The following is a 20,454-nucleotide window of genomic DNA, read 5'->3' on the forward strand; positions in this document are numbered from 1 at the left end:
TGAACCTGCACAAAGACGCTCGCGCGAGGCCTTGACGCGCCCTGACAACGATGCCACCCAGAGCCCCTGAAGACCCTCAGGCGGGAAGGATTTCGACCAGCTGCATGAGGCCCGTGGAAGGTCGGACGGCGGACATGACGTCGACCGCGCTCGAGCGTGAGATGCACGCCGGTGAGGCGCGCCCTGCGGTGGCACCGGCGATGCGGCTGCTCACCGGATTGGCCCGCACACTGGACGCACGTTCGCTGGTGCCGATCACCTCGGCCCACGTCGACGGTTGCCTCCATCACCGTCACGCCGGCCCGACCTCAGCCCGCACCGTCAAAGTCACCCGAGACGAAGCCACCTGGCGCTGACCCCGGACCGTCCCCACTGATCAACCACTGCCCCGCCCGCCGCCGCACGCTCAGCCGCCCCCGCAAAACCGCCCCCAAAGCAAGTTAGTCAGTGCCGGCGGTCCGCCCCACCGCCCCAGCCGGATCTGCCTTAGCCGCTGGGTCGTCGTCGCCGGGTCCCCAAAACCCACCGACTGACGCAACCCCCTCAGGGCGCCAAGGTCGACCGCAACGACGTCTCGTGGCGTCGAACCACCCGCGCCGCGGACCGCCAGCACCCACCACTCCGAGCCCGCCGGAATGGTCGGTGCGTGCACAAAGACGCGCCTCGCGCCCAAAGAGCAGCCGACCCACCTTTGGGCGCCCACCGCGACCTTGGGCGCCTACCGCGACCTTGGGTACCCACCGACCACTCCGGGGCCGCGGAAGTGGTTGGTGCGTGCACAAAGTTGGGCCGCGTGCACAAGGAGCAGGCGGCCCACCTTTGGGCGCTCACCGCGACTTTGGGCGCCTACCGCGACTTTGGGAACCCACCAACCGCTCTGAGGCTCCGGAAGTGGTTGGTGCGTGCACAAAGTTGGGCCGCGTGCACAAGGAGCAGCCGACCCACCCTTGGGCGCTCACCGCGACCCTGGGAACCCACCATCCTCTGCGGCATCCACCTCCCCACGCTCAACCGCCGCCCGAAAACCTTCGCCGAGGTGAGTTAGTGGGTGGTGCAGGTCCGCCCACGCCACCCCAGCTCAGCCACCGACCTGGCACGCGGCGGTTGGGTGGGTGCAGGCCGCAAGGACTCGGCCGGGGACGTGGGCTTGTAGTTCCCCGCCGCGGCCGGTCGATCTGAAGACAGCATGGCTGGGCGCCGCAGTAGCTGGGGTGGTTGGCGCCTCCGCTGGACCGGCTTCTGAGCCATGCAACGGCCGTGGGGTGTTTGCCCTGTGGTGACTTACAGTCCCGGGGGTTGCCCACCGCTGTAGGGGGTTGCCCCTTGGTAGGTCGAGTGGGCAACCCCTCAGGTCGGTGGGCATCCGTTGGGGTGGGGGGTTGCCTTTCGGAGGGTGGGGGTTGCCCGCCGCTGTAGGGGGTTGCCCCTTGGTAGGTCGAGTGGGCAACCCCTCAGGTCGGTGGGCATCCGTTGGGGTGGGGGGTTGCCTTTCGGAGGGTGGGGGTTGCCCGCCGCTGTAGGGGGTTGCCCCTTGGTAGGTCGAGTGGGCAACCCCTCAGGTCGGTGGGCATCCGTTGGGGTGGGGGGTTGCCTTTCGGAAGGTGGGGGTTGCCCGCCGCTGTAGGGGGTTGCCCCTTGGTAGGTCGAGTGGGCAACCCCCCAGCTCGGTGGGCATCCGTTGGGGTGGGGGGTTGCCTTTCGGAGGGTGGGGGTTGCCCGCCGCTGTAGGGGGTTGCCCCTTGGTAGGTCGAGTGGGCAACCCCTCAGGTCGGTGGGCAACCCATGGGGTGGTGGGCGCGCTTGCAGAAGTTGAGGCGCCGCCCTCGCATCGAGTGCCCAGCTACTGCTGGCGGCACTGTGCAGACTGCCTCGGTTCGTCGGCCGCAACCCACGCCCGTTGACTACGGGCCGACGGACACCTGGGCGCTGACGGCGCCATTCCCCTCAGCGACGCGCCCGGCCGGCCACCCGGCACTGTGAATCGGCCGCTGTGGCGGGTGCCCGGGACCGACGAACCCGGCCGCAGACCAGCGAACCTCAGCCACACCGCCGTACCGACAGCGCCTTGGCGAGGCCGGTGATCGAGTCCCCGTTGCCTACGGCTGACGGGCTTTGGGTTGCGGTCCGGAAAGACGCCGGCGACCAACGTCCCTTGTCTGGGGCGACGCGCTTCGGTTGCCGCCCGCCACGACAGCGCCCGACCCGTCATGGCGGGTCCTGGCGATCCGCCTCGCTAACGTCCGAAGGAATCGCGGGCGGGGTGTACGGATCCTTCGGACGTTGGCTGGGGGTGCTGATTAGCGTCCGAAGGAATCGCGGGTGGGGTGTACGGATCCTTCGGACGTTGGTGGCGGAGGAGCTGTGCGGCGCGGCATTTCCGTGGTCGAGCTTGCTGACCTCGCAGCGGTGGGCGGTTGGGCTCATGCCAGGATCGGTGGGTCTGGTGAGTGGCGGCCTGGTGGAGGTCAGCGGATCGGGAGGAGGGCTGGCGTGGGTTCGGAGCTTGAGCGGAGGTTCTTCGAGGAGGAGCTGGATGCGTCGGTACGTCGTCTGCTGCTCACCGAGCTGGATGGGCGGCGGAGCGGTGGGGCCGAGTTCACGTTGAACGTGGTCGACGTACCGCTGGATTTTGATGCTCAGTTGGTGACGCTGGCGGGGATGCTGGTTTCCGAGGGCGAGGTCAGTTTGCCGCTGGCAGGGTTTCGGGATCGTCTGGTTGGAGGGGTTTGAGGGTGCGGCAGTTCAGTGGGGATGACGTGTTGGCGGTTCCGGTGGAGCGGGTGGTGGAGAGTATTCGGCGGGCGGCGGTTGATCCGCGGACGTTGGAGCGGAGCGCGGCGCGGTCGGGGTTCCAGGCGCCTGGGGGTGAGGTGTTGTTGATGCCGGCGGCTGATGATCGGCTGACGGGGGTGAAGCTGGCGACGATCGCGCCGGAGAACCCGGGGCGAGGGTTGCCGCGGGTGCAGGGTGTGTATGTGCTGTTCGACTCGACCACGTTGGCCGCGGTGGCGGTGATCGATGCGGTGGAGCTGACCGCCGTACGGACTGCTGGGGTGTCGATGGTTGGGATTGCGGCCCTTGGCGGAGCGACCGGTCGGGCGGCGATTGTGGGGACGAGTGTGCAGGCGCGGGCGCATCTGCGGTTGCTGGTCGAGCTCGGCTGGTGCGACGACTTCACGGTGCACGGCCGTCGGGCCGAGGCGGTCGAGGAGCTCGCAGCCTATGGACGTTCCCTGGGCGCCCGAGCGACCTCCGGTACGCCGGCTGACCTGGCGACCGCTGGTCTCGTCATCTGCTGTACGTCGGCCTCGGTGCCGGTGGTGCCCGACACGCTCGCGCCCGACGTGATCGCGGTGGCGGTCGGATCGCATACGCCGACCGCGGCTGAGCTTCCGGCCGGTCTCTTCAAGGACGCGCAGGTCGTGGTCGAGTCCCAGACCGCCGCCACCACCGAGGCAGGTGACGTGATCCAGGCGGTCGCCGCCGGCACGCTGGCCCCGGATGCGGTGGTGGAACTCGGCGCGGTGCTGCGCGGCGACGTACCGATCGACCCCGCGAGAAGGCGGATCTTCAAGAGTGTCGGGATGGCCTGGCAGGACCTCGCCGTGGCGACGGCCGTATTTGAGAGTGAGATTTCGGAAAGGGGCTAGCGAATGACGGGCAGCGCGAGAGAGGGTGTCGGAATGACCGACCACCTGGAACGTACAGAGCTGGAACGTGATGCCGCCGGCGCCCTGATCGTCGGCTTCGCTGGGACCACCGCCCCCGACAACCTGCGGCGTGCTGTCGCCGACGGGCTCGGCGCCGTCATCCTGTTCACCCGGAACGTGACGGATACCGAGCAGGTGGTCGCGCTGACGACGAGCCTGCGGGCCGAGCGGCCGGACGTGATCATCGGGATCGACCACGAGGGCGGCGAGTTCAGTCACCTCGCGCCGGCCAACCCGTGGCCGCTCGCGTCGCCGCGGACGCTCGGGGATCTCGACGACGTGGATCTGACCCGGGCCTCGGCGCGGGACGCGGCCGCCACGCTGGCGTCGCTCGGGATCGACCTGATGCTCGCTCCGTCGGTGGACGTGAACAGCAATCCGGCCAACCCGATCATCTCGACGCGTGCGTTCGGTACGACGGCCGACCGGGTCTCGCGGCACGGGGTCGCGTTCATCGAGGGTGTGCTCGAGGCCGGGATCGCGCCGTGCCCGAAGCATTTCCCGGGGCACGGCGATGTCGCCACCGACTCGCATCTCGACCTGCCGCGGGTGGACCGGTCGATCGAAGAGGTGCAGGCGGTCGAGCTGGCGCCGTTCAAGGCGGCGATCGCGGCCGGTACCGACATCATCATGAGCGCGCACGTCATCTTCTCCGCGTACGACGACCAGCCGGCCACCCTGTCGCACCGGCTCCTGACCGGGTTGCTGCGGGAGGAACTGGGCTTTAACGGCGTGATCACCACCGACGCGCTGGAGATGGGCGCGATCACCAAGAACCAGTCGATCGAGGATGCGACCGTCGCGTCGATCCGGGCCGGTGCCGATCTCGCGATGATCGCGATCGGCGCGGCAGATCCGCAGGGGCTGACCAAGCACATTGGCGATGCTGTGCGCAACGGTTCGCTGGCGGCGGAGCGGGTTGCCGATGCGGCCTCGCGGGTGCGGGTGCTGGCTGCTTCCCTGGCGCAGCGGAAGCGGCAGACCGCGTTCGACGGTGCGGCGATCCGTGAGGTGGCTGAGCGGGTGGTGGCCGGGCAGACGTTCCCCGCGCTGGGTGCGACGCCGTACGTGATCGATCTGACGCAGGGACTGCACCCGGCGTGGTACCCGTACTTCAGCGGTCTGCCAGAGCTGTTCGCCCGGATCGCACCGGGGTCCGATGGTGTCGTGCTGCGTGATCAGCATCGGCTTTCGGAGAAGGAGGCCGCGCTGTTCGAGGACCACCACGCCGAGGATGAGCAGTCCGAGGACGCGCTGGCCAAGGCGGCGGCTGCTGCGCAGGGGCGGCCGCTGGTGATCGCCGTACAGGATGCCGGCCGTACGCCGTGGATCCGCGAGGCGCTGGAGTTCCTGCTGCGGGGGCGACGTGATGACGTCTTCGTACTCTGCACCGGTATCCCGGAGGATCAGGCGCTCGTCCCGGCCGGGGTGCCGTCGGCAACGACTTCGGGCCGGAACGTGATCGTGCTGGAGGCGGTCGTGCGGGCGCTCACTCGGAGCGCGTGAGCTTCAGATCCAGCGCGTGCTGCTCGACGTAGTTGAGCGCGTGGCGGACGGCGCCGACCGAGACGATCGCGTCGCCGAGCGATGACACCGCCACGCGCGGCGGCGTACTGGTGTAGCCGGCCAGCTGTTGCTCGATCTCCGGCAACAGCTGCCCCGCCGCCTCAGCCACCGCACCACCGATCACCACCAACTCCGGATTCACCAGAATCCCCAACGTAGCCACCACTCGTGCGGTCCGCGCCGCAAGCGACCGAAGGATGCCGAGAGCAACTTCATCCCCATCCGCAGCCGCCGCGAACACCTGCTCCGCAGTCACCCCACTGACGGTGGATCCCGCGTTTGTGTCTGGCGGGGTGGAGCCCGCCGGGCGTTCGGCAGCCAGCGCGCGGAGGCTGGTTTCGACTGTCGGGTCGGCGAGCACTTCGGCCGCTCGGTCTCGGGCGATTCTTGCGATGCCGTGGGTGTCGCCGACGCCTTCTACCAGTTTGAGGTAGAGCATTTCGCCGGCGCCGCCGCGGCTGCCGTGGAGAAGGCGGCCGGAGTCCATCAGGCCGGAGCCGAAGCGTTCGCCGGCCAGCAGGACCGCGAGGTCGTCGATGCCTTGGCCTTGGCCTCGCCAGTGTTCGCCGAGTACGGCGAGGTTGGCGTCGTTCTCCAAGAGCACCGGCCAGCCGTGCAACGAGGTGAGGTGGTTGCCGAGGTCGGTGTCGAAGCGGCGCCAGAACTCGTCGTCGACCAGGATGTTGCCCGCGCGGTCGACCGGGGCCGCGACACCGACGCCGGCGGCGAGCACCTGGGAGTCGGTGACACCGGCGACGGTCAAGGCCTCGACGACGGCCTCGTGCACGAGGGCCGTTCGCTCGGCCGGTGTCTTCACCGCGGACAGGGACCGGCCGGACTTGGCGAGCGTCGTACCACGCAGGTCGGCCACCAACACTGTCGTGCGACCGGCGCCGATGTCGATCCCGAGCACGAACCCGGCGCGGCTGTTGAATTCGAACCGCCGCGACGGACGACCGACCGCGGTGTCGTCGCGACCCGGGTCGAGCTCGACGACCCAGCCCATCTCGATCAGGTCGTTGCAGACGGCGTGCACGGTGGCGCGGGTGAGGCCGGTGGCCTGGATCAGGCCGGTTCCTGTCATCACCCCGGCGGTGGAGAGCACTCCCAGTAGCTTGCCTGCGTTGACACGGCGAAGCAGTGCCGGTGTCGCGGCGGTGACCGGAGCGCTCGTCATGGTGACCCCTCTTGACCTCACTGTAGATCCGCGCGCAGAATACTGCAGAACCTAAATTTAGAGTCTATATTAATCACAAAGTGAGGCACACTTGTGACCAGTCCGCAGACGACCGACCCCGACTGGTGGCGGCAGGCTGTCGTCTACCAGATCTACCCACGCAGCTTCGCCGACTCCGACGGTGACGGTGTGGGTGACCTGCAGGGCATCCTCAGCCGGGTTCCGTATCTGGTCGACCTGGGCATCGACGCGGTCTGGCTGAGCCCGTTCTACCCGTCCGCGCTGGCCGACGGCGGGTACGACGTCGACGACTACCGCAACGTGGACCCGCGGCTCGGCACCCTCGACGACTTCGGTCAGCTGGTCGAGGCACTGCACGCGGCGAACATCAAGCTGATCGTCGACATCGTGCCGAACCACACCTCCGACCGGCATGTCTGGTTCCAGGAGGCGCTCGCGGCCGAGCCGGGGACGCCGGCCCGGGACCGCTACATCTTCCGCGACGGGGACGGCGAGCAGCCGCCCTCGGACTGGGACTCGATCTTCGGTGGTTCCGCCTGGGCTCAGACCCCGGACGGCCAGTGGTACCTGCACCTGTTCGCCGCCGAGCAGCCCGACCTGAACTGGGCGCACCCCGAGGTCCGCGACGACTTCCTGACCACGCTGCGATTCTGGTCCGACCGTGGGGTCGACGGTTTCCGCGTCGACGTCGCCCACGCCCTGGTGAAGGACCTGACCGAGCCGTTCAAGTCGAAGACCGAGCTGCCCCGCCAGTCAGAGTCGAACGGCGTCCACCCGCTCTGGGACCGGGACGACGTCCACGAGATCTACCGCGACTGGCGCAAGGTCCTCAACGAATACGACCCGCCGCGCTCGGCGGTGGCCGAGGCGTTCGTGCCGGCCGCACGCCGGGCGCGCTACGCGAGCGCGGACGGTCTCGGGCAGGCGTTCAACTTCGACCTGCTGCAGGCCGACTGGGACTACGGCAAGTTCCGCCAGGTGATCGAGGAGAACCTCGCGCTCGCCGACCAGAACGGCTCCTCGTCGACCTGGGTGTTCTCCAACCACGACGTGGTTCGGCACGCGACCCGCTACGGCCTGCCCAAGGATCCGACCGGCGGCTGGCAGGACGGCAAGGCGTGGCTCCTCAGCAACGGCACCGAGCCGACCGTCGACGTCGAGCTCGGCCTGCGCCGGGCGCGCGCCGCCGTACTGCTCATGCTCGCGCTGCCAGGCTCGGCGTACCTGTACCAAGGTGAGGAGCTCGGCCTGCAAGAGGTCGGCGAGCTCCCCGCCGCCAACCTGCAGGACCCGGCGTATTTCCGCTCGAAGGGTGCCGAGAAGGGCCGCGACGGCTGCCGGGTGCCGATCCCGTGGACGGTCGGCGGGCTCTCCTTCGGCTTCGGTGCCGGTGGCGCGCATCTGCTGCAGCCCAAGTGGTTCGGCCAGTACTCGGTCGAGGCGCAGGACGGTGTCGCCGAGTCGACCCTCAGCCTCTACCGCAAGGCCCTCGCTGTACGGCGTGGGCTGCAGACCGCCAATGAACTGGATTGGAACGACGGCGTCGACTGGGTGCTGCACTTCACCCGTCCTGGCGGTTGGCAGTCGATCACGAACTTCGGCGAGGCCCCGGTCGAGCTGCCCGACGCGGCGGTCGTCCTGTCCAGCGGCCCCCTCGAAGGCACCAAACTCCCCGGCGCCACCACGGCCTGGCTCATCTAGCAAGATGGGCCTCGTGAACCCGAGGCTCGCTGATGTTGTCGCCGTACTCGACCGGTTGTACGACCCGTCCTGGGCAGAGTCCTGGGACGCGGTCGGACTGGTGACCGGCGATCCCGACCAGCCGGTACGGCGGATCCTGTTCGCCGTGGATCCGATGCGGGAGGTGGTGGACGAGGCGATCGCGGGGGAGTTCGACCTGCTCGTCACCCACCACCCCTTGCTGCTCAAGGGTGTGAACAGCGTGGCGGCGACGACCCCCAAGGGTCGGGTTATCCACGACCTGATCCGCAGCAACACCGCGCTGCACGTCTGCCACACCAACGCCGACAACGCGAACCCCGGCGTCAGCGACGCCCTCGCCGCCGCCCTCGGTCTGCAGGACACCCGCCCGCTCAAGCCGATGCCGGCCGACCCCCTCGACAAGCTCGTCGTCTACGTTCCGATCGCTCAGACCGAGGCGATGCTCGACGCGCTGTCCGCCGCCGGTGCGGGGCAGCTCGGCGACTACGACCGCGCTGCCTGGACCACAGTCGGCGAGCAGACCTTCCGGCCGCTCGAAGGGGCGAACCCGACGATCGGCCGGACCGGCGAGAGCACCCGAGTCGTCGAGAACCGGCTCGAGATGATCCTGCCGCGGCACAAACGCCGTACCGTCATCGCGGCGATGAAGGCCGCGCACTCCTACGAGGAGCCCGCGTACGACGTCTACGAGCTGGCCGAGTTGCCGGGTCACCGGGGCGGCGGCCGGGTCGGCGTACTGGCTGAGCCGCTGCCGCTGAAGGAGTTCGCGCAGCTGGTGGCGGACAACCTCCCGAAGACACAGCACGGCGTACGGGTGGCGGGGGATCCCGATCGGCGCATCGAGAGCGTCGCGGTGGTCGGGGGAGCCGGGGACTCGGAGTTCGCCCGGGTCCGCGCCGCCGGGGTCGACGCCTACGTCACCGCCGACCTGCGGCACCACCCCGCGACCGAGGCCCAGGCGTACGGCGCCGGGCCCGCCTTGGTCGATGTCGCACACTGGGCCAGCGAGTGGCCGTGGCTGCGGGACGCCGAGCGTCTCCTGGGTAAGAGCTTGGCAGCCCAAGGCAGTACGGTAGAAACTCACATCTCGACGCTCGTCACTGACGCATGGACCCTGCGGCTCTGAGCGCAAACTGAACGAACTAACAGAGGAGCCGACTCTGAACGCCGAGCCCGCCGTCCAACGCCGTCTGCTGGACCTGCAGGATCTCGACCTGCAGCTGGACCAGGTCGCGCACAAGCGCAAATCGCTGCCGGAGCACCAGGCTCTGACCGAGCTCATCGCGGAGAAGTCGGTGGTCGACGGCGAGTTCGTCACCGCGGACACCGCGGTCGGTGACCTGCAGCGTGAGCAGAAGAAGGCCGACAGTGATGTCGACCAGGTCCGCCAGCGCAAGGCGCGCAACCAGCAGCGGATCGACTCCGGTCAGGTCACCTCGCCGCGCGACCTGGAGAACCTGCAGCACGAGATCGGCTCCCTGGAGCGCCGGATCTCCAACCTCGAGGACGCCGAGCTCGAGGTGATGGAGAAGCTGGAGGCGGCCGAGGTCGTCCAGGCCGAGCTGCGCACCCGCGCCGAGACGTTCGCCGGCCGGCAGGCCGAGCTGGAGAGCACCCGCGACGCGTCGCTGAAGGAGCTCGACGAGCAGCGCGCCGGGATCAACGAGAAGCGCACCGCCGTGCTGGCCGAGCTGCCCGAGCCGCTCGTCAAGCAGTACCAGCGGCTGCGTGAGCACAACGGTGGCATCGGCGCCGCGCCGCTCGTCGGCAAGCGCTGCATGGGCTGCCGGATGGAGCTTGCCCCGTCCGACCTGAATCTGATCAGGGCCGCCGCCCCGGACGCCGTACTGCGCTGTGAGGAGTGTGGCCGGATCCTGGTGCGCACGCCGGAGAGCGCGGCATGACCTACTCGCACGTGATCGTCGAGGCGGACGGGGGTTCCCGGGGCAACCCGGGACCAGCCGCTTACGGCGCTCTCGTGCGCGACCCGGCGACGGGTGAGGTGATCGCGCAGGACGGCAAGACGCTCGGCGTCGCGACCAACAACGTGGCGGAGTACTCCGGTCTGATCGCCGGACTGCAGCTGGCCGCGGAGTACGCGCCGGAGGCCTCGATCGAGGTCCGGATGGATTCCAAGCTGGTCGTCGAGCAGATGGCCGGCCGGTGGAAGATCAAGCACCCGGACATGAAGCCGTTGGCGGCCAAGGCGCAGGAGCTCGCGCCGTTCGGCACCGAGTGGACCTGGGTGCCGCGCGCGCAGAACTCGGCCGCCGACGCGCTGGCGAACAACGCGCTCGACGGGGTCCCGATCCCGCTGAAGCCTGAGCCGGTCAAGCCCGCGGTCGCGAAGACAGTTGTCGCCAAGGATGGGCGGCAGAAAAGCATGCCGGGCTGGAGTCCCCAGACCGAGCCGCCGACCCACCTGATCTTCCTGCGGCACGGCGAGACGCCGCACACCGCGGAGAAGCGTTTCTCCGGATCCACGGGTGACAACCCCGGCCTGAGTGAGACCGGCTTCGCACAGGCGACGGCAGCAGCCGAGTATCTGGCCCGGCAAGGCGGTGTCGACGCGATCGTCACGTCGCCGATGGTGCGGACCCGGCAGACCGCCGAGACCGTCGCCGCCCGGCTCGGGCTCGAAGCGGTCGTCGACGACGGCTGGGTCGAGTGCTCGTTCGGCGACTGGGACGGCTACACGTTCGCCGAGGTCCAGGAGAAGTGGCCCGATCAGCTCAACGACTGGATGGAGTCGACCACGGTCACCCCGCCCGGCGGCGAATCGTTCGACACCTGCGCCCGGCGCGCCCGTTCGGCCCGCGACGGCCTACTCACTCGCTACCCGGGCAAAACCGTCGTCGTGGTCACCCACGTGACCCCGATCAAGCTGATGGTCCGCTCGGTCCTCCAGGCCCCGATGGCCTCCATCTTCCGGATGGAACTCCGACCGGCCACTATCACCGAAGTCCACTGGTACGCCGATGGCCTCGCGTCGTTGAAGTCCTTCAACGTGGTCCCCTAGCTACTCTGACCCCATGCCATTGCAGAAGGTCAGGTTCGCCGATGACGTGCCGGAGGTGCTCCGGTCGTCGTTGCAGGACATCCGCCGGGAGCTCGACGTACCGGCGGAGTTCCCGCCCGAGGTGGTCGCGGCGGCTCTGAAGGCCGGTACGGCGCCGCGGTTGCCGGCGCCCGATCGCACCGATCTGGAGTTCGTGACGATCGATCCGCCGGACTCGATGGACCTCGACCAGGCGCTGCACATCGAGCGCGCCGGTGACGGCTACGTCGTGCACTATGCGATCGCCGACGTCGCCGCGTTCGTTCAGTACGGCGACCCGATCGACGTGGAGACGCGTCGCCGCGGCGTCACGCTGTACGCGCCGGACAAGCGGACGCCGCTGCACCCGCCGGAGCTGTCGGAGGGCGCGGCCTCGCTGCTGCCCGACCAGGTTCGGCCGGCGGTGCTGTGGACGATCCCGCTCGACGCGCGCGGCGAGCGCACCGGCGTCACCTGCGAACGCGCGCTGGTGAAGTCGCGCGCCAAGCTCAACTACGCCGGTGTGCAGAAGGACCTCGATGCCGGTACGGCGTCGGAGTCGCTGCAACTGTTGCGCGAGGTCGGCAAGCTCCGTGAGCAGCTCGAGCTCGAACGCGGTGGCGTGAACCTGCCGATCCCCGACCAGGAGGTCGTCACCTCCGACGGCGCGTGGAGCCTGGAGTTCCGCGCCCCGCTGCCGGTCGAGGGCTGGAACGCGCAGATCTCGCTGCTCACCGGGATGGCCGCGGCCGGCCTGATGATCAAGGGCAAGATCGGCATCCTGCGGACCCTCCCCGAGGCCCGCGACGACCTGCGCAACAAGCTCGGCCACACCGCCAAGGCACTGGGCATCGACTGGCCGCGGGAGACGACGTACGCGGAGTTCATCCACGGTCTGGATCCGAAGGTCCCGGCGCATGCCGCGATGCTCGCGGCCTGCACGGTGCTGTTCCGCGGCGCCGGGTACGTGACGTTCAACGGGAGTGTGCCGGAGCACCCGCAGCACGCCGCGATGAAGGCCGAGTATGCCCACGTCACCGCCCCGCTGCGGCGCCTGATCGATCGCTGGGCCGGCGAGATCTGCCTCGCACTGTCGGCCGGGACCGAGGTGCCTGCCTGGGTGCGCGAGTCCATGGACGAGCTCCCGAAGCTCATGGAAGAGGCGGATCGTCGCGCCAACGCCTACGAGCGCGCGATCGTCGGCATGGTCGAGGCGGGCCTGATGAAGGACCAGGTCGGCTCCGAGTTCGACGGCGTCATCACCGACCTCGACGACCGCGAACCCAACCGCGGCATCGTCGTCCTCTCCGCACACGCCGTCGAAGGCCGCGTCACCAGTACGACGGAGCTGCCGCTCGGCAAGGCAGTCCGCGTCAAGCTCGTCGAGGCGGACATCGTCAAGCGCAGCGTCACCTTCGAGCTAATCCCGTAAATAGTCCTCGACTGCGGCGGTCGTGCGATCCAGGTCGCCGGTCGCCAGCAGGTCGAGCAACGCACCCCGCAACATTGCTAGTACGCCGGTTCGCCGGGCCTCGGTCGCATCCGGCTGACTGGCCTCGAGCAGCTCGAGCCAGTCGGCGACTGTGGACTTGGCGTAGCCGGCCCACGGGCCGTCCGGCACGACCAGCGACCGGCCGTAGGCCTCGACCCAGAAGGCCATCAGGGGACGGTGTCCTGGGGCGGCCAGCCAGGTCCACAGTTCGCGGGCGACCACGGTCAGGCCGGGCGGTTCGTCGTACCGGCTTTGGATCTGTTGGAGCAGGTCGAGCTCGTCGGTGCGTGCGCGGGCGAGCAGTGCCCGGATCAGGCCGTCCTTGCTGCCGAAGAGGAAGAGCAGCACCCGCGGGCTGGAGCCGATCGCGGTGGCGAGCGGGCGCAGCGAGAGGTCGGCCAGGCCGTGGCCGAGCGAGTACTCGTAGGCGCGCTCGAGCAGCTCCTGCTCCCGCGCGGAAGGGGTTGGCTTCGTCGTCGGCACCTGCTTAGTATGGCGTACTGAAACAGTCGTGTCAGTAGATTGGACGGGCTTGATGATCAGGAAGCTGGGTGTGCCGGGCGATCTGGGCTGGGTGGTGCAGTCGCATGGCGAGACCTACGCGGCCGAATACGGCTGGGGGATCGCGTACGAGACGCTCATCGCGCAGATCGTCGCGGCGTACGCGACCGATCATGACGACAGTCGCGAAGCGGCCTGGATCGCCGAGGTGGACGGCGAGCGCGTCGGCAGCGTCTTCTGCGTGCGCGGCCCCGGCGAGTCCACCGCGAAGCTGCGCCTACTGCTGCTGACTCCGGCCGCTCGCGGCCACGGCCTCGGGGCCAAGCTGGTCGACACCTGCCTCGCCTTCGCTCGCGAGGCCGGCTACAAGCGGATGGTCCTCTGGACCAACGACCCCCTGGTCGCCGCCCGCCACATCTACCTGGCCCGCGGCTTCCGTCTCACGAGCACCGAACCTCACAGCGACTGGGGCGACAGCCTCCACGGCCAAACCTACGAACTCGACCTCTAGGAGGCGCAGGCCGGTGCGCCGGCGGCCCGGGTGTTGCGGAGGGCGTGGGAGAGGAACGTGCTCACGTAGCCGTTCTGCAGCGTGAGTGCGTGGCGTGGGTCGACGCTGCCCAGGGGGAGACGCTTTCGCAGCGGCCAGGCGAGGTAGTAGGCGCCGTAGTCGGTGAAGTTGAAGTGCCGGGTGTCGGGGATCGTCGCGCACCACGAGGTGTTGGTGCTTGCCTTGAGCAACGACAGTGCGCGGGCGCGGTCGGTGTCGCCCTTGGCATCCGGTCCGCAGACGCTGGTGATACACGAGTCGTCCGCGCCGAGCAGCATGATCGGCGCCTGCACACCCTTCTTCACGACCTCGCCGTACTGGCTGCCGTCGAGGTCGACCGCGGCCGCGCAGCGCGGATCGGTCCGGCAGGCCTCCAGCGAAGCGGCGCCGCCGAACGAATGCCCCACGTACGACGGCCCGAACGCGGGGTCGGCGCTGTCCGGAAACACCTTGGCCACCTGGGTCGCCGCGAACCGTGCGTCGGCGGCCCAGAATCCGACCAGCTGGTCACCGGCCTGGATCGCGCCCGGCGAGTTCTCGCCGAGGTTGGGCGGGTTCGCGGCCGGCATGCTCTCGATCGTCTTCCCGTCGAGCACGGTGAGATTCGCGCTGTACGTCGGCGTGACGCCGGCCACGAGGTATCCGTGGCTGGCGAGGTCCTCGGCGAGCGTCGCGTACATCGGCGCGGACAGTCCCATGCCGGGCATCAGCACGACGACGGGGAAGCGGCCGGGCGCGACCTCTGCGTGATCCAGTGCGTGATCCTGCAAGCTGTCGACCGGCCCTTCCAGAATCGAGGCCGGCCCTTTCACCTGCAGGCCGCTCCACTGCCCGGGCGCATAAGCCGCCTTGCGTCCGGTCACGCCCTTGGCCACCGGATACCAGACGAAGACCGCCAGCTTCCGCGGCCCGGCGACGTACGGATCCTTCCGGCCTGCGTCCGTCCACTCGAACGTCTGCCGTCCGACCTGCAGCTGCCCGGTCGGCGTCGGCAGCGAGACCGGCTCCGAGCGCTGCACCAGCACCCAACCGACATAGCCACCGCCACCGACGACCACCAGCAGCACCAGAATCACGATGCCGGTCCGCATCTTCCGCAAACCCCTCCGAGCCATGAGGTCACCCTTTCATAAGCGGACAGCACCTGGCCGCTACCTCCGCGAGGATCGTGGACATGACCAAGAACCCGGGTGGTAAGTCGTCCGTCACTCCGTACGTCGTCGTCCGCGGCGCCGAGCAGTTCCTCGCCTTCGTCGAGCAGACCTTCGACGTGAAGGCGTCGGGGCGCTGGCCGAACCCGGACGGAACGATCGGGCATGCCGAGATCACGGTGGGGGAGTCGGTGCTGATGACCTTCGACGCGCAGCCGGACTGGCCGATCACGCCGAGCTTCCTGAGCGTGTACGTCGATGACGTCGACAGCACGTGCAGCCGCGCGGTGGAGGCCGGCGGCACCGTGATCACCGAGCTGATGGAGTCACGGATCACCGGCGATCGGGGCTGCCGCGTGAAGGATCCGGTCGGCAACATCTGGTGGTTGCAGACCCACCTGTCCGACGTCGATCCCGCGACGATCGGCCAGCTCTTCGCCGACCCGGAGGAGGGTCGGAAGATGCAGATCGCGCAGGAGTCGTTCGCCGTAGAGATGCGTGGCCGGAGCTAGATCCAAGGCAGCGCGGAGCGTTCGGTCCAGTACTCCTCGGGTTGCTGGACGAACTCGGCCAGCGGGCCGTCGGTGCGGGAGGCGAGGTTGCTCTCGAGCTGCTCGGCGGTGGTCGCGCCGCTGAGCACGATGTCCGCCCAGGGCTGCGCGGCCGCCGTACCGATGGCGAGTGAGTCCGGAGCCAGGCCGTGTTTGCGGGCGAAGACGTTGAACGGGGTCTCGCCCGCCTTCGCGGTCAAGCGGCCGTTGGCAACCGCTTCCTTCACGACCACGAACCAGCCGGCGTCGTGGGCTTCGGCAAGCGCTGCGCCGGCCGAGGTCTCCAATACGTTCCAGGTGGACTGGACCGCTGTGAACGGACCGCCGAGCGCGAGCGCCTTCCGCAACGTCGCGGCCTGGTGCGGCCCGCTCGTCGACAGACCAACCCGTACGCCGGTCTCCGCGAGCTCGCGTAACCGGTTCAGCAGCTTCTCGTCGCCGAGCGCGGGACTGTCCGACGTCAGACTGTGCACGAGATAGAAGTCCGGCGGACCGCCCAACGCCTGCACGCTCTCCGGCCACTGCCGTTCGAGCGTGGCGAGCGCGTGATCCTTCACCTCGTGGATCTCGGCGTCGTGCTGCCAGTCCGCCACGTAGGTGTAGCCCCACTTGGAACCGACGGTCAGCTGGGCGCGACGTTCCGGAGTCAGCCACTCGCCGAGGAACTCTTCGGCAAGCCCGTAGGAACGCGCGGCGTCGAAGTAGCGAACACCCGCTTTCCATGCCAGCTCGAGCAGTTCGTGCGTGCGTTGCCGCAGATCCGCGACGGCCCGTCCGGCCGGCAGATCGTCGTCATGACCGAGATTGATGTACCCCGGCCGACCGAGCGCCGCCAGGCCTAGACCGATACGAGCTCCCATACCTCGATCGTAGATGTCTGGGGCAACTACTCGGGAGACGCGCCGAATCGCGCGGCATGAGTGGCGGGAAGTCGTCTAGCGTTTTGTGGTGTGAGTGAATCTCGGTTGCCACCTCCAGGTACCGTCGTCCGCCGGACGACGGCTCGTGTGCTGCCGGTGCGTCCGGACGGCAAGGTGCTGTTGCTGCACGGCTGGGACCCGCTCAAGCCCGACGTTCCGTACTGGTTCACGATCGGCGGTGGCGTCGAGACCGGCGAGTCGATCGTCGAGGCCGCGTGCCGCGAACTGCGCGAGGAGGTCGGCATCGTGTTGCCCGCCGACGCGCTCGGGACGCCGGTGGCGACGAACACGATCGAGTTCGAGTGGGGCGGCGCCCGGATGATTCAGGCGCAGACGTTCTTCGCGGTCGCGGTCGACACGGTCGACGTCACGTTCGCGAACCAGGAGGAGCTGGAGCTGCAGACGATCAGCGCGCACGGCTGGTGGTGGGGAGACGACCTCGAGGCGACCGGCCAGGCCGCGCACGTCACCATTCCCGGAATGCTCCGTCAGGCGGCCGACGCGATCACGCTGCGACGCGCCTCCTGAACAGAGGGATACCGTCTGAACAGGGGGTTACCGGGAGCGGGCCTCTTTGAGGACCTTCTTCGGGACCTTCTTGTCGACCTTGTAGTGCACCCGGTCGAGCCGCTCCGCGCAGCCGGCATCAGCCAGCCGCTTCAGGACCACCGGGCACTTCTTACACCTCGGTTTGTCCTTGCAGCACTTCTTCTTCGCGGTCATTTCAGGCACGAGGCGAGCGTAGGTGAGGCAAACCTAACTGTCTAGTTGAATCGGCAGGAACCGTGTCGTACGTCACGCGAGCTGTCCGCTGAGCACCGCCCGCGCCTCGACCAGAGAAGGCCCGTACCAGGTCAGATGGCGCCCGGAGACGCACTTCGCGGGCTGCTGAAATGCCTCCGGGCCGTCGTCCGGTGCAAACGCATAAGGCTCGTCCGGCAACACCGCGACGTCGTACTCGGGCAATGTTTCCGGGTCGAAGCGCGGATAGCGTTCGGGTGAATCCGCGAACACGTTGTCGATCCCGATTCGGCGCAGCAGATCACCCGCGAACGTGTCCCGTCCCAATGCCATCCACGGCCGCCGCCAGATCGGTACGACGGCGCGACGGCGCGGACCCGAGTACGGCGTACTCCACACTGCTCGCGCGTCGTGCAACCACGGCGGGATGTCGCCGGTGATCGCGGTGAGCAGTTCGTCGAGTTGATCGAGTGCTTCGTCGACCGTGCTCGGTGACGTCATCCAGACGCGGAAACCACGGGCGCGCAACGCGTCAAGATCGACCGCGCGATTCTCTTCGGCGTTGGCGATCACGACATCCGGAGCGAGCTCTTCGATGCGTTCGAGATCGGGATTCTTCGTGCCGCGAACGCGCACCACATCGAGCTCCGCGGGATGCGTGCACCAGTCCGTCGCACCGACCAGAAGAGGTGCGTGCGTGACCGCGATCGACTCCGTCAACGACGGCACAAGACTCACCACGCGCATCACTTCAACACTCCTTCGGCAGTGGTCGGTTCCAGGCTGTTGCCAACGACAACACTGTGCCAAACGGCCGTTCGACACGAGTTTTGTGCGCGTGTCGTGAAGAATTTATTTCCGCCCTTCGGCCTCCGCGGGGTGCGTTGGAAACCCTTCTGCACAACGCTTTTCGTAATTTCGCCGGGTCTTTCCCCGCCGGTCGCCTTGACCTCAAGGTGTTTCGGGTGCTTTACGAAGCCACGAAGTGTTGCCATCATCGTGACGACGAGGAATCCACCGTGGTTTTCCTCAGCCGCACAAGGAGGCAGAAGTGCCAGCCAAGAAGGCAGCCGCAGGGAAGGCGACAGCCAAAAAGGCTTCTCCCGCCAAGAAGACTGTCGCGAAGAAGACCACCGCCGCGAAGACGACGACCGCGCGGAAGGTTGCAGCGAAGAAGACAGTCGCCAAGAAGGTGAGTGCGGCAAAGAAGACCGCCGCCAAGAAGACGGTGGCGAAGAAGGCCCCGGCGAAGAAGGCCACCACCGCCAAGAAGACTGTTGCGAAGAAGGCTCCGGCGAAGAAGGTCGTAGCCAAGAAGACCGTGGCGAAGAAGGCTCCGGCCAAGAAGGTCGCCGCGAAGAAGACCGTCGCCAAGAAGACCGTCGCCAAGAAGACGGTTGCGAAGAAGACGGTTGCGAAGAAGGCTCCGGCCAAGAAGGTCGCGGCCAAGAAGACGGTAGCCAAGAAGACGGTGGCCAAGAAGGCTCCCGCCAAGAAGGTCGCCGCCAAGAAGGCCCCCGCGAAGAAGGCCGTGGCCAAGAAGGCACCGGCGCGGAAGGTCGCGGCGAAGAAGGCTCCGGCTCGCAAGGTCGCAGCCAAGAAGGCCCCGGCTCGTAAGGTCGCGGCCCGTAAGGCACCGGCGCGGAAGGCTCCGGCCCGCAAGGCCGCTGCGCGCTGAGTTCAGTACCCGAAACCCGAAGGGCACCGCCAGATCTGATCCGGCGGTGCCCTTCGGTGTGTTCTGCTTCTGTGTGGTGAATCAGTCGTCTTCGTCGTCGCGGTCCTGGTTCTTCCAGGCCTCGTTGCGTGCCTGGACGATCTCCAGCGCCCGCGCGGCTTCTTCGCGCGAACTGTAGGGTCCGAGCCGGTCGCCGGACTTGGCGCCCTGGTACGGCTCGACCTCGCCGGTCTTGGTGTTGTAGTACCACTCGTTCTCGTGATCGTCGCTGTTCGGCATGGGACCACCTCCCGGGGATCTTGGTAGCGCTCACTAGAATGTTCCCACCATGTCGATCCTTACTCCCGGCACCATCTCGCCGCGCCGCGAAGTTCCTGCCGCCATTCCGCGCCCCGAATACGTCGGCAAGCCGGCCCCGACGCCGTACGACGGGTCGTACGTCACGGCCCCGGAGCTGATCGAGAAGATGCGGGTGGCGAGCAAACTCGCCGCGCAGGCGCTGCAGGCCGTGGGCGCCGCCGCCAAGCCGGGGGTGACGACCGACGAGCTCGATGCCGTCGGCCACGACTACCTGGTGGAGCGCGGCGCGTATCCGTCCACGCTCGGCTACCGCGGCTACCCGAAGTCGTTGTGCACGTCGGTCAACGAGGTGATCTGCCACGGCATCCCGGACGACCGTCCGCTCGAGGACGGCGAGATCCTCAACGTCGACATCACCGCGTTCCTCGACGGTGTGCACGGCGACACCAACGCGACGTTCCTGGTCGGCGACGTCGACGAGGAGAGCCGGCTGCTGGTCGAGCGCACGCACGAGGCGCTGATGCGTGGCATCAAGGCGGTGAAGCCAGGCCGGCAGGTCAGCATCATCGGCCGCGTGATCGAGTCCTACGCCAAGCGCTTCGGGTACGGCGTCGTCCGCGACTTCACCGGTCACGGGATCGCGACGTCGTTCCACTCCGGCCTGATCATCCCGCACTACGACGACGAGCGGTTCGACGACGTCATCGAGCCGGGGATGACGTTCACCATCGAGCCGATGCTGACGCTCGGGACCTACGACTACGACCTGTGGGACGACGGCTGGACCGCCACCACCAAGGACAAGTCCCGGACCGCGCAGTTTGAGCACACGCTGGTCGTCACCGACACCGGTGCCGAGATCCTCACCCTGCCGTGAACATCCAGCGGTACGAGCAGGCGCATCTGGCCGGCATCGTCTCGCTGTGCGAGGCCGAGGGCTGGCCGAGTTTCGGCGCCGACCTCGAGCGCGCCCACGCGACGCTGACCGCGCCGGGTGTGACGAGCGTGGTCGCCCTCGACGGTGAGCTGGTCATCGGTTTCGCGTACCTGCTGAGTGACGGCCACATCGCGTCGTACCTGTCGATGATGGCAACGCACGTGAACTACCGTCGCAAGGGTGTCGGCCGCGCCCTGATCGACTTCGCGCACCCCCTCACCGGCGCGCAGCGCATCGACCTGGTCACCGACACCGCCGAGGATTTCTACGCCTCCTACGAGCACCACCGGACCTTCTCCGGCTTCCGCATCTACCCCTAGCGGATCTGTCAGCTGTCACACTGCCCGGATAGACGAGGGCGGGATCAAGCGCGGCCTTTGAGTGTCGCGCGGGGGCTGTT

The 20,454-nt window shown here is 68.3% G+C and carries 22 protein-coding genes; 15 read left to right on the top strand and 7 right to left on the bottom strand.

From position 1 onward, the window contains the following. Positions 1–104 precede the first annotated feature (104 nt). The 4 genes from OG474_RS33190 to nagZ all read left to right on the top strand — a co-directional run bounded on the left by OG474_RS33190 (position 105) and on the right by nagZ (position 5,216). Positions 105–356 (top strand): aconitase X, encoded by a 252-nt coding sequence (locus tag OG474_RS33190; RefSeq protein ID WP_405057552.1) that lies wholly within the window; start codon positions 105–107, stop codon positions 354–356. 2,134 nt (positions 357–2,490) lie between these two features. After that, on the top strand, positions 2,491–2,730 hold the full coding sequence (locus tag OG474_RS33195) for a hypothetical protein (protein WP_405057553.1): 240 nt from the start codon (positions 2,491–2,493) through the stop codon (positions 2,728–2,730). 53 nt (positions 2,731–2,783) lie between these two features. Continuing rightward, entirely contained in the window at positions 2,784–3,650 is an 867-nt protein-coding gene (locus OG474_RS33200) for an ornithine cyclodeaminase family protein (RefSeq protein ID WP_405057554.1), read from the top strand. 33 nt (positions 3,651–3,683) lie between these two features. Beyond that, positions 3,684–5,216, top strand: a complete 1,533-nt coding sequence (nagZ, locus tag OG474_RS33205; protein WP_405057555.1) for a beta-N-acetylhexosaminidase — start codon at positions 3,684–3,686, stop codon at positions 5,214–5,216. Here the strand turns inward: nagZ and OG474_RS33210 are convergent. Then, the gene (locus tag OG474_RS33210; protein ID WP_405057556.1) at positions 5,200–6,453 is read right to left on the bottom strand and encodes an ROK family protein; all 1,254 of its coding nucleotides are present in this window, start codon (positions 6,451–6,453) and stop codon (positions 5,200–5,202) included. The genes nagZ and OG474_RS33210 overlap by 17 nt on opposite strands. Before the next feature lie 93 nt (positions 6,454–6,546). Here OG474_RS33210 and OG474_RS33215 point away from each other — a divergent pair, with 93 nt between their 5' ends. The 5 genes from OG474_RS33215 to OG474_RS33235 all read left to right on the top strand — a co-directional run bounded on the left by OG474_RS33215 (position 6,547) and on the right by OG474_RS33235 (position 12,665). Then, a complete protein-coding gene (locus OG474_RS33215) occupies positions 6,547–8,175 on the top strand; it encodes a glycoside hydrolase family 13 protein (RefSeq protein ID WP_405057557.1) in 1,629 nt (542 codons plus the stop codon). Positions 8,176–8,188: 13 nt separating this feature from the next. Continuing rightward, positions 8,189–9,322 carry a Nif3-like dinuclear metal center hexameric protein gene (locus OG474_RS33220; protein WP_405057558.1) on the top strand — a complete coding sequence of 378 codons (1,134 nt, stop codon included), beginning with the start codon at positions 8,189–8,191 and terminating at the stop codon, positions 9,320–9,322. A gap of 169 nt (positions 9,323–9,491) precedes the next feature. Next, entirely contained in the window at positions 9,492–10,100 is a 609-nt protein-coding gene (locus OG474_RS33225; RefSeq protein WP_405057559.1) for a zinc ribbon domain-containing protein, read from the top strand. Further along, positions 10,097–11,215 carry a bifunctional RNase H/acid phosphatase gene (locus OG474_RS33230; RefSeq protein WP_405057560.1) on the top strand — a complete coding sequence of 373 codons (1,119 nt, stop codon included), beginning with the start codon at positions 10,097–10,099 and terminating at the stop codon, positions 11,213–11,215. Before OG474_RS33225 ends, OG474_RS33230 begins: the two co-directional genes overlap by 4 nt. A gap of 13 nt (positions 11,216–11,228) precedes the next feature. Further along, positions 11,229–12,665, top strand: a complete 1,437-nt coding sequence (locus tag OG474_RS33235; RefSeq protein WP_405057561.1) for an RNB domain-containing ribonuclease — start codon at positions 11,229–11,231, stop codon at positions 12,663–12,665. On the opposite strand, the gene OG474_RS33240 is transcribed toward OG474_RS33235, so the two are convergent. Next, complete coding sequence (locus tag OG474_RS33240; RefSeq protein ID WP_405057562.1) at positions 12,654–13,208, bottom strand: TetR/AcrR family transcriptional regulator; 555 nt, start codon at positions 13,206–13,208, stop codon at positions 12,654–12,656. The two genes, OG474_RS33235 and OG474_RS33240, sit on opposite strands and share 12 nt — an antisense overlap. Before the next feature lie 52 nt (positions 13,209–13,260). Here OG474_RS33240 and OG474_RS33245 point away from each other — a divergent pair, with 52 nt between their 5' ends. Then, a complete protein-coding gene (locus OG474_RS33245; RefSeq protein WP_405057563.1) occupies positions 13,261–13,737 on the top strand; it encodes a GNAT family N-acetyltransferase in 477 nt (158 codons plus the stop codon). Here the strand turns inward: OG474_RS33245 and OG474_RS33250 are convergent. Further along, positions 13,734–14,891: an alpha/beta hydrolase family protein gene (locus tag OG474_RS33250; RefSeq protein ID WP_405057564.1), complete on the bottom strand. Its 1,158-nt coding sequence runs from the start codon at positions 14,889–14,891 to the stop codon at positions 13,734–13,736. The two genes, OG474_RS33245 and OG474_RS33250, sit on opposite strands and share 4 nt — an antisense overlap. Before the next feature lie 59 nt (positions 14,892–14,950). Between OG474_RS33250 and OG474_RS33255 the strand changes: the two genes are divergently transcribed. Further along, positions 14,951–15,439 carry a VOC family protein gene (locus OG474_RS33255; protein WP_405057565.1) on the top strand — a complete coding sequence of 163 codons (489 nt, stop codon included), beginning with the start codon at positions 14,951–14,953 and terminating at the stop codon, positions 15,437–15,439. Here OG474_RS33255 and OG474_RS33260 read toward each other — a convergent pair. Continuing rightward, complete coding sequence (locus OG474_RS33260; protein WP_405057566.1) at positions 15,436–16,338, bottom strand: aldo/keto reductase; 903 nt, start codon at positions 16,336–16,338, stop codon at positions 15,436–15,438. The genes OG474_RS33255 and OG474_RS33260 overlap by 4 nt on opposite strands. Before the next feature lie 90 nt (positions 16,339–16,428). Between OG474_RS33260 and OG474_RS33265 the strand changes: the two genes are divergently transcribed. After that, positions 16,429–16,926, top strand: coding sequence for an NUDIX hydrolase (locus OG474_RS33265; RefSeq protein ID WP_405057567.1), 498 nt, complete (start codon positions 16,429–16,431; stop codon positions 16,924–16,926). Positions 16,927–16,953: 27 nt separating this feature from the next. Here OG474_RS33265 and OG474_RS33270 read toward each other — a convergent pair whose 3' ends face one another. After that, the gene (locus OG474_RS33270; RefSeq protein WP_165952739.1) at positions 16,954–17,130 is read right to left on the bottom strand and encodes a hypothetical protein; all 177 of its coding nucleotides are present in this window, start codon (positions 17,128–17,130) and stop codon (positions 16,954–16,956) included. A 63-nt stretch (positions 17,131–17,193) separates the two neighbouring features. Then, on the bottom strand, positions 17,194–17,886 hold the full coding sequence (locus OG474_RS33275; RefSeq protein ID WP_405064641.1) for a helical backbone metal receptor: 693 nt from the start codon (positions 17,884–17,886) through the stop codon (positions 17,194–17,196). A gap of 304 nt (positions 17,887–18,190) precedes the next feature. Here OG474_RS33275 and OG474_RS33280 point away from each other — a divergent pair, with 304 nt between their 5' ends. Continuing rightward, positions 18,191–18,817, top strand: a complete 627-nt coding sequence (locus tag OG474_RS33280) for a histone H1-like repetitive region-containing protein (protein ID WP_405057568.1) — start codon at positions 18,191–18,193, stop codon at positions 18,815–18,817. Positions 18,818–18,898: 81 nt separating this feature from the next. Here OG474_RS33280 and OG474_RS33285 read toward each other — a convergent pair whose 3' ends face one another. Continuing rightward, a complete protein-coding gene (locus OG474_RS33285; protein ID WP_405057569.1) occupies positions 18,899–19,096 on the bottom strand; it encodes a hypothetical protein in 198 nt (65 codons plus the stop codon). A gap of 49 nt (positions 19,097–19,145) precedes the next feature. Here OG474_RS33285 and map point away from each other — a divergent pair, with 49 nt between their 5' ends. Both map and OG474_RS33295 read left to right on the top strand, forming a co-directional pair. Next, positions 19,146–19,994 carry a type I methionyl aminopeptidase gene (gene map / locus OG474_RS33290; protein WP_405057570.1) on the top strand — a complete coding sequence of 283 codons (849 nt, stop codon included), beginning with the start codon at positions 19,146–19,148 and terminating at the stop codon, positions 19,992–19,994. After that, positions 19,991–20,374, top strand: coding sequence for a GNAT family N-acetyltransferase (locus OG474_RS33295; RefSeq protein ID WP_405057571.1), 384 nt, complete (start codon positions 19,991–19,993; stop codon positions 20,372–20,374). Before map ends, OG474_RS33295 begins: the two co-directional genes overlap by 4 nt. Positions 20,375–20,454: the final 80 nt, after the last annotated feature.

The organism is Kribbella sp. NBC_01505 (genome assembly GCF_045040285.1).
Taxonomy (GTDB): domain Bacteria; phylum Actinomycetota; class Actinomycetes; order Propionibacteriales; family Kribbellaceae; genus Kribbella.